The 13,785-nt window shown below is 42.2% G+C and carries 14 protein-coding genes; 12 read left to right on the forward strand and 2 right to left on the reverse strand.

Annotated features, from left to right (window positions below; all coding sequences use genetic code 11):
* The first annotated feature begins 41 nt into the window (after window positions 1-41).
* The 12 genes from THEIN_RS09040 to THEIN_RS09095 all read left to right on the forward strand — a co-directional run bounded on the left by THEIN_RS09040 (window position 42) and on the right by THEIN_RS09095 (window position 11,361).
* Window positions 42-710 carry an HAD family hydrolase gene (locus tag THEIN_RS09040; protein WP_013908370.1) on the forward strand — a complete coding sequence of 223 codons (669 nt, stop codon included), beginning with the start codon at window positions 42-44 and terminating at the stop codon, window positions 708-710.
* Window positions 710-1,636, forward strand: a complete 927-nt coding sequence (locus tag THEIN_RS09045; protein WP_013908371.1) for an NOL1/NOP2/sun family putative RNA methylase — start codon at window positions 710-712, stop codon at window positions 1,634-1,636. Before THEIN_RS09040 ends, THEIN_RS09045 begins: the two co-directional genes overlap by 1 nt.
* Complete coding sequence (locus THEIN_RS09050) at window positions 1,636-2,109, forward strand: hypothetical protein (protein ID WP_013908372.1); 474 nt, start codon at window positions 1,636-1,638, stop codon at window positions 2,107-2,109. The genes THEIN_RS09045 and THEIN_RS09050 overlap by 1 nt, the downstream gene beginning before the upstream one ends.
* A 230-nt stretch (window positions 2,110-2,339) precedes the next feature.
* On the forward strand, window positions 2,340-3,443 hold the full coding sequence (locus tag THEIN_RS09055) for a Coenzyme F420 hydrogenase/dehydrogenase, beta subunit C-terminal domain (RefSeq protein ID WP_013908373.1): 1,104 nt from the start codon (window positions 2,340-2,342) through the stop codon (window positions 3,441-3,443).
* A 33-nt stretch (window positions 3,444-3,476) separates the two neighbouring features.
* Window positions 3,477-5,492, forward strand: a complete 2,016-nt coding sequence (locus THEIN_RS09060; RefSeq protein ID WP_013908374.1) for a CoB--CoM heterodisulfide reductase iron-sulfur subunit A family protein — start codon at window positions 3,477-3,479, stop codon at window positions 5,490-5,492.
* A gap of 10 nt (window positions 5,493-5,502) precedes the next feature.
* Entirely contained in the window at window positions 5,503-6,024 is a 522-nt protein-coding gene (locus tag THEIN_RS09065) for a 4Fe-4S dicluster domain-containing protein (protein WP_013908375.1), read from the forward strand.
* A 15-nt stretch (window positions 6,025-6,039) separates the two neighbouring features.
* Window positions 6,040-6,960: a CoB--CoM heterodisulfide reductase iron-sulfur subunit B family protein gene (locus THEIN_RS09070; protein WP_013908376.1), complete on the forward strand. Its 921-nt coding sequence runs from the start codon at window positions 6,040-6,042 to the stop codon at window positions 6,958-6,960.
* 2 nt (window positions 6,961-6,962) lie between these two features.
* Window positions 6,963-7,373, forward strand: a complete 411-nt coding sequence (locus tag THEIN_RS09075) for a hydrogenase iron-sulfur subunit (protein WP_013908377.1) — start codon at window positions 6,963-6,965, stop codon at window positions 7,371-7,373.
* A gap of 21 nt (window positions 7,374-7,394) precedes the next feature.
* On the forward strand, window positions 7,395-8,354 hold the full coding sequence (locus THEIN_RS09080; protein WP_013908378.1) for an NADH-quinone oxidoreductase subunit B family protein: 960 nt from the start codon (window positions 7,395-7,397) through the stop codon (window positions 8,352-8,354).
* 18 nt (window positions 8,355-8,372) lie between these two features.
* The gene (locus tag THEIN_RS09085) at window positions 8,373-9,842 is read left to right on the forward strand and encodes a Ni/Fe hydrogenase subunit alpha (protein ID WP_013908379.1); all 1,470 of its coding nucleotides are present in this window, start codon (window positions 8,373-8,375) and stop codon (window positions 9,840-9,842) included.
* A 253-nt stretch (window positions 9,843-10,095) separates the two neighbouring features.
* The gene (locus THEIN_RS09090; RefSeq protein ID WP_013908380.1) at window positions 10,096-10,563 is read left to right on the forward strand and encodes a hydrogenase maturation protease; all 468 of its coding nucleotides are present in this window, start codon (window positions 10,096-10,098) and stop codon (window positions 10,561-10,563) included.
* 75 nt (window positions 10,564-10,638) lie between these two features.
* The gene (locus THEIN_RS09095; protein ID WP_013908381.1) at window positions 10,639-11,361 is read left to right on the forward strand and encodes a hypothetical protein; all 723 of its coding nucleotides are present in this window, start codon (window positions 10,639-10,641) and stop codon (window positions 11,359-11,361) included.
* 197 nt (window positions 11,362-11,558) lie between these two features.
* Here the strand turns inward: THEIN_RS09095 and THEIN_RS09100 are convergent, their stop codons facing one another.
* Both THEIN_RS09100 and THEIN_RS09105 read right to left on the reverse strand, forming a co-directional pair.
* Complete coding sequence (locus tag THEIN_RS09100) at window positions 11,559-12,650, reverse strand: NHL repeat-containing protein (RefSeq protein WP_013908382.1); 1,092 nt, start codon at window positions 12,648-12,650, stop codon at window positions 11,559-11,561.
* Between the two features lie 5 nt (window positions 12,651-12,655).
* Window positions 12,656-13,741 (reverse strand): cytochrome c3 family protein, encoded by a 1,086-nt coding sequence (locus THEIN_RS09105; RefSeq protein ID WP_013908383.1) that lies wholly within the window; start codon window positions 13,739-13,741, stop codon window positions 12,656-12,658.
* Window positions 13,742-13,785 lie beyond the last annotated feature (44 nt).

A 13,785-nucleotide genomic window follows, 5' to 3' on the forward strand; every position in this document is an offset into this window, starting at 1 on the left:
GCGGCGATACTTTGTTGTGTAAAAAACATTCGGATTAATAAATGGAAACTCTAAAAGATAAAGAAGCCATTTTGTTTGACATGGACGGAGTAGTTCTTGACAGTATGCCCTGGCACGTGCGGGCCTGGCAGGAGGCTTTCCGGGAGTTTGGTTTAAATGTGCCTGAAGAGGCCCTTTATCTTCATGAGGGGGCTATTGAAGCGGAAACTTCTCGGAAAATTTTTGAGGATCAAGGAGTTTCTCCTACGAGAGAGCTTTTTGAAGCCGTTTTAAGACGCCAGCGAGAACTTTTTAAAAAGAAATACCAAGCTTTTGTTAAGCCTTTTCCCGAGATTCCTGATCTTTTATCTGACTTGAGGCGAGAGGGGAGAAAACTTGCTCTTGTGACTAGCTCCCACCACGAAATCTTAAAAGAAATTTTGCCTGAAAAGCTTATGAAGCTTTTCCATTTTATTCTTACGGGAGATAAAGTTAGACGTCGCAAACCCCATCCGGAGCCTTATCTACTGGCGCGAAAGGCCGTGGGAGTTAAGGCTGAAGAAGCCTCCGCCGTGGAAAACGCTCCTGCTGGCATCAAAAGTGCTAAAGGGGCCGGGCTTCTGTGTGTGGCTTTAACTACCACTTTACCTCCCGAACACCTCCGTGAAGCTGATATTATTCTTGATTCGCACCAAGAGCTTTTTAAGCTGGTAAGGAACGGAAAGGAATAATGCTAAAGCTTTCAGAGGCTCCAGCCTATTTTGAACGTTATAAGGACATAATTCCTGATTTTGAAAGATTTTTAGAGCATTTAAAAGAACCTTTGCCCCTTTATTTCCGTTTAAACGAACTCAAATGCCCCGAGCCTGAAATGGCGTTAAAAGGCCTGGCCCGCCAGGGAGTCCAAACTGAGCCCGTGCCAGGGTTACCTCAATTTTATAAGGTAGAGCCTCGTGATTTTCCTCTGGGCAATACAGAAGAGTATTACCTTGGCTACATTTATCCTATGACTATTAGCAGTGCTTTGCCGGTAATCGCCCTTGAGCCTGAACCCGGTGAATATATACTGGATATGTGTGCGGCTCCAGGGAGCAAGACCACGCAGATAGCTCAGGCGGCTAAAGATAAAGCGGTAATTGTCGCCAATGACCGTCGCCTGGATCGACTTACGGCCCTGGTGGCTAATCTAAAGCGCTTGGGTGTGGCTTCGGCCATGACCACTTTGTATCGAGGAGAGGTTTTTCCTTTTGGAGTTCCTTTTGATAAAGTGCTGGTAGATGCCCCTTGCTCAGGGGAAGGCCGTTACCGCCAGGGTTATGAAGGCGAACTCCTTTACCAGAAAGAAGGCCATACAAATCTTCCCGCTATTCAAAAAGGGCTACTGGTCAGGGCCTTTGACCTGGTAAAAGTAGGCGGAGTGGTGGTTTATTCTACCTGCACTTTTAATCCCGAAGAAAATGAACTGGTGGTGGATTATCTTTTGCGTAAAAGGCAGGCCGAGATTCTGCCCTGTGAATATCCTTTGCCCTGTCACCCAGGGATAACCGAATGGGAAGGAAAAATACTTCATCCCGGGCTTGCTAACGCGGCGAGATTTTACCCGCATGAAACGCAATCAGTGGGTTTTTTTGTAGCCAAGATAAAGAGGTTGATGTAATGCCTAAAAAAAAGCAGGTGAAAAAAATTCACAAAGAGGCTAAGTGGCCACGAGTAACAAGTTTTGAAGAAAGAGACGAAGTCCTTTCTTTTTGGGAAGAGCGCTTTGGTATCCCTAAAAACGCTTTTAGTGGTTACCTTCTCCTCTCTACTTCTAAAAATTACTGGCTTTTTGTAGAGCCACCAGAAATTAAACCTTTACAAGGTTTAAAAGTACAAACTGTGGGGCTTCTTTTTACCAGGCGTGTTTCTCGCTGGCTTAAACCCACTTCAACGGCCCTTCAGCGCTTCGGCCATCTGGCTACTAAAAACATAATAGACCTTACCCCAGCTGAACTTGACCGCCTGCGTCGGGAGAAAAAGATTTCTTTTTCAGCCCAGATAGAAGAAGGTTATGTTATTTTACGCTGCGAGCAAAAGGTTTGGGGCTGCGGCCTTTACGCTAAAGAGTCCTTGATAAGCTTTTTACCGTAAATAAGTTTCAATTATCTTAAATCAACTGCTTTCAAACAATGTATTTTTTTGATTTGTTTCTTTAAACTTCGCAATTTATACTTAACAAAAATTAATTTTATTCCAATTTTTTTAATAGAATAGTTAAAATTTTTTAATTTTTTGTATCAAAAAAGTTTTATTGACAAAAAAAAATAAATAATATATGCGGCTTAATGAAATAATTTATTTTTGTTTAACAGGAGTGTCCTATGAAAACTTTTGCGAATCTTCAGGAAGAAGTAATACAAAAGGGCTTATGTCACAGGTGTGGTGGTTGTGTATCTGTTTGTACCGCCATTAACTATGGCGCTTTAGGTTTTAATGAAGAAGGTTATCCTCAATACAAAGATGTAGAAAAGTGTATTGAATGTGGTGTTTGTTACATGGTGTGCCCTGAGGCGGCCTATGAGGAAGAGGCCTTTATGAAAGCTATTGGCTGGGAGCCGCCGATTGGGCCGGTCTTAGCTGTTAAAGTTGGCCGTGCTATTAGTCCGGAAATTCGCCAGAGGGCTACAGATGGCGGAGTGGTTACCGCTCTTTTGGTCCATCTCTTCAAAAGAGGCATGATTGACGGGGCTGTTGTGGCCAAACGAATCAGTCCTTTTAAAGTAGTTCCTTCTTTGGTTACTTCAGCCGAAGAGGTGATTGAAGCGGCTGGATTTTATCATGACGTTTCTGCTGGTGTTCAGGATTGGAGTGAAAAATATAGTACTTTTGCTCCTTCTTTTGAGGAAATGCGGCCGGCTATGGTAGAAAAGCTTAAACGGGTAGCCATTGTAGGAACTCCTTGTCAAATTCATACCTTACGTAAGATGCAGTTTTTTAAGGTAGCTCCTTCAGAGACTTTTTATATGCTTTTAGGCCTTTTCTGTTCTGGGCATTTCAATTTTGACGAAGCTGGTCGTAAGAAGCTTGAAGAGATAGGTGGATTCAAGTGGGATGACATTGCCAAAATTAATATTAAAGACGCTTTGATTATTACACTCCAAAATGGAGAAGTGAAACGTATTCCTCTTGATGAAGTGGAAGACCTTAAAAGACCAGCCTGTAAATTCTGTGAAGATTATGCGGCGGAATTTGCAGATATTTCTTTTGGTGGTATAGGAGCCCCTGATGGCTGGACTTCAGTTATTATTAGAACACCAAAGGCAAGGGGCGCTTTTGCTGATGCACGCCGTAAAACCATAGAAGAATTCCCATTGGAAGAAGATCCTAAACTTACCGAGAAAGTTCTAGAAACAGTCAAAAAAGCCACTGAAATCAAAAAAGAAAAAGCCAAAGAAAACAAGAAAAAATATTTAAATAACGGATAAACGATAATAAGGTCCTTTAAAGGAGGAAAGTATATGCCAAAAATTGGAGTTTATGTGTGTTTTTGTGGCGAAAATATCGCTGGAGTTATTGATTGTGAGGAGGTAAGAGCCTTTGCGGAAAAATTGCCAGGAGTCACTGTAGCTAGAACCAATCTCTTTATGTGTTCTGATCCTGGTCAGGAAATAATCAAAGAAGATATTCGTAAAGGATTGGTTGATCGAGTAGTAGTGGCGGCTTGTACTCCCAGGACTCACGAACCAATTTTCCGTAAAGCCTTGGAAGATGCTGGTTTAAACAAATATTTACTTGAGATGGCTAATATTCGTGACCAGGATTCATGGGTACACGCGTTTGATAAAGAAGGGGCTACCAAGAAGGCCAAACAGTTGGTAGCATCTGCGGTAGCCAAAGTATTTTACGCTGAACCTCTTGAAGAAACGGAAGTCGATGTTACCAAAGCGGCTCTTGTAATTGGTGGCGGTGTGGCGGGTATCTTTTCTTCTCTTGAACTCGCCAATATGGGTTATAAGGTCTATCTGGTTGAGAAAGACCCTTCTATTGGTGGGGTGATGGCCCAGCTTGATAAGACCTTCCCCACCAATGATTGTTCGGCGTGAATACTCACGCCCGCTATGGTGCAGGTTAGCACCAATCCAAATATCGAGCTTATTACTTACGCTGAGGTAGAAAACGTGGAAGGCTTTGTAGGGAACTTTAAAGTTAAGGTTCGCAAAAAGCAAACCTGGGTTGACTGGTCAAAATGTACCGGTTGCGGTGAATGTTTGGAAAAGTGCCCAGTCAAAGTGCCCAATGAATTTAACGCGGGCCTTGATCACCGCCCAGCAGTATATATTCAGTTCCCTCAGGCAGTGCCTAAAAAAGCAGTTATTGACATTGATAATTGTATTAATTGTGCTGGCCGTAAATTTGGCACCCAACCAAAAATTAGTAAACGTACAGGCAAGCCTATATTGGCTCCCTGTGAAAGGGCTTGTGGTACAGGGGCTATTAATCGTAGTCTTAATCTTGATCCTAACGGTGAGGTTGTAGAAATAGAAGTAGGGACTATTGTAGTGGCTACTGGTTTCAAAGTAATGGAAAAAGACTGGTTTAAAGAATACGCCCCTCATCACCCTGATGTTATAACCTCTCTTCAGCTTGAGCGTCTTACTTCTGCTACTGGGCCTACTGGTGGTAAATTATTGAGGCCTTCTACCAACCAAAAGCCCAAGGTAATTTCTTTTATTTCTTGTGTAGGGTCCAGGGATTCTCGCTATCATACCTACTGTTCCCGTGTGTGTTGTATGTATATGATTAAGCAAGCTAAACTCATTAAGAGCAAGTATCCTGATATCGACATTTATATGCATTTCATGGACGTAAGAACTCCTGGTAAGGATTTTGACGAGTATTATACTTCGGCCATTGAAATGGGTATCAATATTGTGAGGGGGAAACCTGGTGGTATTGAAGTTCTTCCTGACGGACGTTTACGGGTAATGGCTTATGATGCAGGACTTGGAAAAAATATAGAAGTACATGCCGACATGGTAGTTCTGGCTACGGCTATGGAACTGCCTGAATCTGCCAAAAAGCTTGCTTCTACTTTAAATCTTACCCTTGATGCGGCAGGCTTTTTTAAAGAACTCCATCCTAAACTTAAGCCAGTAGAAACTACTGTTGAGGGAATATTCCTTGCAGGTTGTTGCCAAGGTCCCAAAGACATACCTGATACAGTCTCTCAAGCCAAAGGTGCTGCAGCGGTGGCTGCTGGGCCTTTAGCTAAGGGTAAAGTGGTTATTGAACCTATTATTTCTGAAGTTGATCAGAATAAATGTAGTGGTTGTGGTTTATGTGTTCCCGTGTGTCCGTATAAGGCTATTTCTCTAGAGTTAGTAAACGATCGTCCCAGAGCCAAAATAAGCCCCACGGCTTGTAAAGGTTGTGGACTATGTACTAGCACGTGTCCAACAGGGGCTATTATCCTTCACGGTTTTACAGATAAGCAAATAGAGGCCCAGGTTGAGGCCTTAACCATGCCGGTTTAGGAGGGAAATTATGTATGAAGGAGTAGTTGTAGTAAATGAAAAAGACCGCCAGCTGGCGCTTCAAACTATTATTGAACGCGGTGGCGAGGGGATTCTCCGATGTATTCAGTGTGGGGCCTGTCAATCTATTTGTCCTATGGCGCTGGCTGATTTTACTTTGAATCCTAGAAAGTTAATTCGTTTAATCCAGTTTGGATATTTAGAAGAAATGATTGAAGATTCCTCTACTTGGGCCTGTCAGGCCTGTAATCGTTGTGTGGAGATTTGTCCTCGAAATGTCAAGCCTTTTGAGATAGTTTTTGCTTATCGTCGTTATCAGGCCATGGAGCTTGCCTTCTCTACCTCAGCGGTTCAGAGCCAGATGAACCTTTATATGAAAGGGCACGCTGTTTTCACTGAGGCCTATAAAGAAATTAGACAAAAAGTGGGGCTTCCACCTGATACTCCCACGGCTGTTACCTATCCAGAGGCAGTTAAGGAAATTCAAACACTTATTGAAAGCAGTCCTATTATGGAATTGGGGTTATTTTAGTTAAGGAGGCTATACATGAAAACTATGGGACTTTTTTTGGGATGTAATATTCCTTTTAAATTACCAGATATAGAACAATCTCTCAGGAAGACATTGCCTGAATTAGGGATAGATTTGGTTGACCTGGAAGGGGCTAGTTGCTGCCCTTCGTGGGGTACCTTACCTTCATTTGATCTGCCTACTTGGCTGGCTGTTTCCGCCAGGAATATCACTCTAGCCGAGGCTAAAGGTGTTGATATTGTTACCGGGTGTAATAGCTGTTTTGGTATTCTTGCTGAAACCAAACATATGGTTGAACATGACGAGGAATACCGTAAGGCAGTCCAAGAAAAGCTAGCTTTAATTAATCGTGAATACAAAGGCACTTCTAATGTTTATCACGTCTTGCACGCGCTTTATAAGTTTGTTGGTCCAGAGGCTATCAATCAAAAAATAAAATACACCCTTAGTCAGCTTACTATTGCCGTACAAATAGGTTGTCACGCTACTTGGCCTTCAAAGATTATGGCGGTAAAAGAGCCCAATCCCTTTTTCCCCAGTATTTTAAAAGAACTCTGTGAAGCCCTTGAAGCAGAGGTGCCACATTATAGCCGCCTTGAGGCCTGTTGCGGTATGGGTGGTATGAGAAGTACTAATATGGAAAAATCTCTTGGGCTTCTTAAAGAAAAGCTTATCTCTATTAAAGAAGAAATAGACGCTGACATGATCGTGGTTGGCTGTTCTTCCTGTTATCTTCAAATGGACGGCGGGCAAAAGATTTTGCGTGACCGCGGTGAGATTGATTTTGAGATTCCGGTTTTTTATTACACGCAACTTTTGGCCTTGTGTATGGGGTTTGATCCCAAACAGGTAGCAGCTATTCACGAAATACCTAGGGAAGAAATTATCGCTCGTATTCAGAGCGAAGAGCGTCTTAAAGAAAAACAGGAGGGTTAACTATGGAATTTACACCTAACATTATATGTTTTGCTTGTCACTGGTGATGCTACGGAGCAGCAGATGCGGCAGGTGTCGCTCGGTTCAAGTATCCACCAACAGTTAAATTTATAAGGGTGCCGTGTTCAGGTAGGGTAGATGTAGAGTTTGTAATGGAAGCATTAGCCAGAGGAGCCGACGGTGTTATCGTTGGTGGGTGCCGTTTAGGAGAGTGCCATTATCAGGTGGGCAATTACAAAGCCAATAAGCGTTTTGAAATATTTAAAAAACTTTTGGCAGATCTTGGTTTTGAGCCTGACCGTGTAAAGACCTTGTGGATTTCGGGTTCTGAAGGGCAAAAATTGGCACAAGAGGTTACGGCTTTTAGTGAACATATTCAAAATCTTGGTCCGAATCCATTGAAGGCAAGTTAGATTAATTTTTAGGAGGATCCTATGTCCAATAAAATAAAGTTAGGGGTCTTGTTGGCCGGTGGATGTGCCGGTTGTGAAATGGCCATCGTAGATCTATCTGAAAGATTACTTGATGCCCTAGAGCACCTAGAGGTTGTTTTCTGGGCGCCAACGGTGGCTGACGTGAAGTATAAAGATTTAGAGGCTATGCCAGAAGGGGCCATAGATGTAGCACTGGTGGATGGCATGGTTCGTCTCGACGAGCATGAGCATATGCTAAAGGTATTGCGTGAAAAGTCTAAAGTCTTGGTGGCCTTTGGAAGCTGTGCTTCTGAGGGTTGTATCCCTGGTATGGCTAACCTTTTTAAGGCTGAAGATTTATTAAAACAGGGTTATGTAGATACTTTTAGTACTGATAATCCTGATGGCATTTTGCCTCAGCCTGAGTGGAAAGAAGATGGTAAATATGACCTTACGCTTCCGCGCTTCTTAGATAAGGTTTCTCCTATATCTTCAGTAGTAGAAGTTGATTATTTCATGGGTGGATGTCCGCCTCATCCTGATTTCGTTTGGGAAGCTATTTTAGCTATTGTTCAGGGAAATCTTCCGCCAAAAGGTTCTTGGATTACCTGTGGAAAATCAGTTTGTGAATTTTGTGGGCGCAATCCTGCTATCCAGGGCCGTACTCGCGAAATGGCTAAAGAAGTCAAGCGTACCTTTGAAGGCGCTCCAGATGATGGAAAGTGCCTTTTAGAACAGGGTTATGTTTGTTTTGGCCCTTTTACCCAGGGAGATTGTAAAGCACTTTGCCCCAAAATTGGAATCCCCTGTCGTGGTTGCGGAGGTCCGCTTCCGGGAGTTAAGGATTACGGAGCCAAGGCGGTTAGTGCCCTCGGTAGCATGCTAACTGACGAAGCAGTAGAACAATTACTTAACAAATATACTAATTTGGCCCAGTTTGTTTATCGCTATTCTTTACCGGCCAGTTTGCTTAAGAAATAAGTTTGAGGAGGATCCTTGATGAAAAAGATAACTATAGAACCGATTACCCGTCTGGAAGGGCACGGGAAGATTGCTATTTTTCTTGATGATAATGGAAATGTTGATAATGCCTTCTTTCAGGTAGTTGAATTTCGCGGCTATGAGAAGTTTGTTCAAGGAATGCCGATGGAAGAGGTGCCCCGGACGGTTTCTACCATCTGTGGTGTTTGTCGAGGGGTTCACTTTACCGCTTCGATGAAGGCCTTGGACCAGATTTTTGGTGTAGAACCAACACCGGTGGCTAGGAAACTTAGAGAAATTTTCTTTAATGCCCATTATGTTGAAGACCATGCTGCTATTCTTTATGCCCTTGGTCTTCCTGATTTTGTAGTTGGGCCTGAGGCTTCACCAGCGGAGCGTAACGTGATAGGTCTTATTCAGAAGGTCGGAGTGGATATAGGCCGTCAAGTACTTAAAAGACGTGGTTATGCTGTTAAAATTTTCGAACTCTTAGGTGGTAAACCCAACCATCCTGTGGCTGCGCTTCCTGGAGGTTGGGCTAAGAAGCTTTCTGAAGAAGAACGCCAGCAGATACTTGAATGGGGTAAAGAGCTGGTAGAACTTGGCAAGTTTACTCTGCAGGTTTTTGAAGATGTAGTTCTTAAGAACGAGAAGTACATGGAACTCATCACCGGCGATATGTATAAAGTGGTGGTGAATTACATGGGCGGTGTAGATGAGAACGGTATTTTAACTTCTTATTATGAGCCAAAAGTGCAAAAGATAGTTTCTCATAATGGTCAAGAGATTGGTTCCTTTACCGGTAAGCAATACCTGGATTTTATAGCGGAAAGGGTTCTCCCCTGGAGTTATCTCAAGATGCCTTATCTTAAGCAAATGGGCTGGAAAGGTTATGATGATGGTGAAGATACCAGTCTTTACGCTGTTGGTCCTTTACCTCGTATAAATATAGCTAAAGGCTTCAGCACTCCTCTGGCTCAAGAGGCTTACGAGAAATTTTGGGATACTTTTAAAGAACGTCCTGTTCACTACATTCAAGCCTATCACTGGGCTAGGGCTATTGAACTCCTTCACGCAGCTGAACGCATTGTTGAATTAGCCAGTGATCCGGAGATTACTTCTCCTGAGACTCGTCGTCACGATTTTAACATTACTGGTGAAGGAGTGGGCATTGTAGAAGCTCCTCGTGGAACTCTCATCCATCATTATCAAACTGACGATAAGGGTTATGTGACCAATGCTAATCTTATTGTAGCAACCACTCATAATAAAGGTCCTATTAACGCGGCTATTCGGAAGGCGGCTAAGCACTTCATCAAAGAGGGCAAGGTTGATGAGGCTATTTTAAATTACGTGGAAATGGCTTTTCGTCCCTTTGACTTATGCTTAGCCTGTGCCACTCATGCTGCTGGTCCAGGCGTTACTCCTATAGAAATCTTTGTTTACGATAAAAATGGTAATCTCCAGCAGAAACTTAGGAATTTCTAGCTGGTTTATTTTATAAAACGGCTATTTCAGGAGGGCCAAAAGGCCCTCCTTTTTATTTTGTGAAAATGCTATATTTTGTTTTATTAATAGAAGGCTTCATTTCGCTTTAGCGCCCTCACAATAACACCACCTCTGTCACTGCGAGGAGGCCCGTAGGGCCACGAAGCAGTCCCTGGGATTGCTTCGGCCTCTAGCGAGGCCTCGCAATGACAGGGTTAAATTAAAATGAAAGTTGGGAGAAACTCTTTTAAATATGGCTACCAAAAAAGTTATCCTTATAGGTATTGGGAATCCTTATTTACAGGATGATAGGGCAGGGCTTGAAGTGGTTTCTCGTTTAAGAGAGCTAGGTTGTCCCTGGGATCTTGAAGAACTCTATACCACCGGCCTTGAATTGCTTGACAAGATTAAAGGTTATGATGAAGTCATAATAGTTGATGCGGCTCAGTGGGGGAAAGAACCGGGCACTATAATCGAATTAAGCGGAGAGGAATTAAGGCTTCCTCATGTTTCTTCGGTTAATACCCACGCCATGACTTTAGGGCACATAATTGAGTTAGGCTACGTGGCTTTTCCTGATGAGATGCCCAAAAAATTTACGGCTTATTTGATAGAAGCCGAGCATTTAGATGAATTTTCTCAGGTAATGTCTCCTCGAATTGAAGAAGCTATAGAAAAGCTGGTTAAGCTTTTTACTGAAATTTGGAAAAGCTCACTTTAGCGCTTGTCCTTTTCTTTTTGTTGTTTATTTTTTCTTACAAAACTATAATTACAAAACTATAAAAGGAGATTCACAATGAAGGTGATATTAGCTATAGGAAGGCCTGTTCGTCTTGCGGCTGGTTTTATTAGTCCTGAGGAAAAAGGCGAACTCCTTATGAAGGAAGAAGTTGATCTTGACGAAGGGGTGTCGGGAAAGAGCCTTTTTGATTTTAACGATTATTTTGAAGAATTTGGTATTGACTTCGATTCTCTAGAAGATTTTGAAGGAAAAGATATCCTTGGTCTTGATGTTGACAGGTTGAAAAAACAAGCTGTTTATTTGCCTTTTAGACTTCCTAAAAAAGGAGATTTGTTGTTATTTAAACGATTTTTAATAAGTGATGAAGAATTTGGTGCCAAATTTATTTTCCCTTATGATAATTTGGAACCTTCTAAATTGATTCCCTTGGTTTTTGACTTTGGTGATTTTTGTGGTGCAGAAAGCTTATTAGTGGGTTTTTTCTACATAAAGGGAGATGATAATCTGGAAGGGTTGCGAGAATTTTTGAACGTAGAGCTTAAAAAACTTCCTCGAGGCAAAGAGCCTTTATTTTTGAAAGAATTAGACGCCGCCTTGACGGAAGGGAGATTACCATTTGGCCCTAAAATTCCTGGAGAAATAAGTTTTCATCCGGCGGTTCCCCTTGAGGCAGAGTTCGAAGAACATTATGAAGTTCTCGTTATAGAGAATCGTGCCGGAGAAACCGAATGTTATTCACTGGAAATAAAGACTGAAAGACCTATTATAGAAATTTAACTTGCTTTAATGAAGTCATTAGCGATGGCATTGCGAGCGAAGCAATCCTTCTCCCGAGCGCAGCTAAGGGATCTTTTAGGCAGCTTCGGCCTCTAACGAGGAATTGCAGTGGCAGTGAGGGTTACTTCGCCTTAGCTGATTATATCAGCGATGACACTTTGTTATCTAAAAAACGCTCGCATTAATAGACTTAATCGTTATTTATTTTCAGGAAGGAGAAAAGAAGGCACTGGGCTTAAAGGAAGGGAAGTTTTGGGGCCTCCTTCTACTTCTAACACCTGAACACGGTGATTGAAAAGATCAGTTATATATATACGCCCGAAGCTATCTATCATTACGTCTGAAGGATAATTAAACCAGCCGGGGTTCCAGCCTCGACCTCCAAACTCAAATTTTAGTTTACCCGTATCATAGTCATATACTAAACCGGTATGTCTCATATAATCCACTACATATATTAATTTTTTTTGGGGATCGGCACATATTCCGCGAGGCCGGCTTAATTTACCCCCGCCACCACCTTTTTGTCCTCCCTTGAAAAGAAATTTTTCGTTATGGTCATACACATAGAAACGTCCCATTTCTTCACTAAGGAGATAAATTCTACCTTGACTGTCTACAAAAACATCCGTAATAATCGCTTCTTTTTCCGGTGTTTCAGGGGTAAATCTATCTTTAGGAGCTAAGGTTTTTATATAATTTCCTTCTTTATCTAGAACTATTAAGCCCCTATAACCTATCCCGGTAACATAGAGTTTGCCATTTTGACCTATAGCTATTGAACGAGGATGAAAATTTTCTGCTCCTTCAAAGCCTTTTAGAAAAATGTCTTTTATCTTTATAGCGGCCGCGTTAAACACAGAAATATGAGGACGAGATTCATAAGAACTGGTTCCCTGGCATAGATAAATATTGCCTTGTTTATCGATAGCTAATCCAGCTGGGGCAAAAACTCCTCTCCCTTTACCCATTGAAAAAATAGGAAAGAGATCAGGACTGTAAACAATTATTCTTCCCTTAGCCGTATCAACTACGTATAACTCATCCCTTCCAGGATCATAGGCCAAATATGATGGGAAAGACAATTTGTTACCTTGATCGTCTTTATCGATAATAGCAATGACTTTTGGTTCTGCTCTTTGAGCGGTGCCTTCAAGTGCTTTTTTTAAAGCCTCTTCACTTACCTGGTCAGTAACTTGTTGTGAATAACTGGGGGACAACCAAAAGAAAAGGCCCAGCAAAACAATAATAATTAACCATTTGCTGGGCCTTAAATAATTGCTAATCATATCTTTTACTGAAATACACCCTTGTTAGTATGACAGACAAAACAGCCGCAATTAGTGGAGTCTCCCACGGTGCATTGAGAGTAATCCCACCTCAGAATGTCGTCGTAGGGAGTACCATGGGGCCTATGGCATGATAGGCACATAACCATATCCTGTCCTGGAGTAACAGTGGCACTAGGTCCTCCTAAAGCTGTTAGGTCAGGCCGAGCCACTGGAGCCAAAGGATTATAAACAGTGTAATTAGCATATTCTCCAGAGTTCGGAATAACTGCATCAGAAGGATGCCTTAACCAGGGAGAGCCGCCGTTTTCGTCATCGTTTTCTATATGAAAATTCCCATGACAACCGGTACAAAAAGCGGTCATAGTGTTAGCTTGGATACTCATAAATCCACCAGTTCCTGATAAATTACCGGGTTTTCCAAAATATTCGTTGTGGTCAGAAGCACTAACTGTGGCTTCCCAATCATTGTCTTCAATTCCTTCTACTCCATAACCTGGCGAATGAGCAGCAGCTAAGAACCTATACCAACCGCCATTTTCACCCACTACATTATTGTAATTACCATTTGGATGGTCATTGACATGGTGTTTAGGATAAAGGTGACAGCCGGTACAGCCATATTTGTTCTCTATAACAGATGGTTGGCTAAGGGTGGAATGACAGCTGTTAGTACAACTTATGGCGGCTCCAGGAGCCGCATTCAAAAAGTCATCCTGTTCATTTAAAAATACGTTGTGGCCTTTAGGGTCTCCTACCTGGCCATCGGTATTCCCAAGCCCTTCCTTTACCCACCAAAAGTTTCCGCCAGCTAGATAATTGGTGGGGGCATTTCCACCAGTATAAAGAACTACAGGAACAATGCTATCACCCAACATATAAGTAGTAGAAGATTCACTTGAGGAATGGCAGCCTACACAATCATATTTGGTAAGCCCCATATGAGGCCCGGATTCGCTTACTATCTGGCCATTTTGAGAGTTATGCATAGTGTGACAATTTGAACAAACTCCAGAAACACGGGCGTTTCCGTAGGAAGTTAAAGCTAAAATAGTTAAGAAAACTGTAAACAATGTGAAAAGAAATTTCATACCCCCCTCCTGTAAGGAGGGGGAATTATCTCCCCCTCCTTTTT

The organism is Thermodesulfatator indicus DSM 15286 (assembly GCF_000217795.1).
GTDB classification, from domain to species: Bacteria; Desulfobacterota; Thermodesulfobacteria; order Thermodesulfobacteriales; family Thermodesulfatatoraceae; genus Thermodesulfatator; species Thermodesulfatator indicus.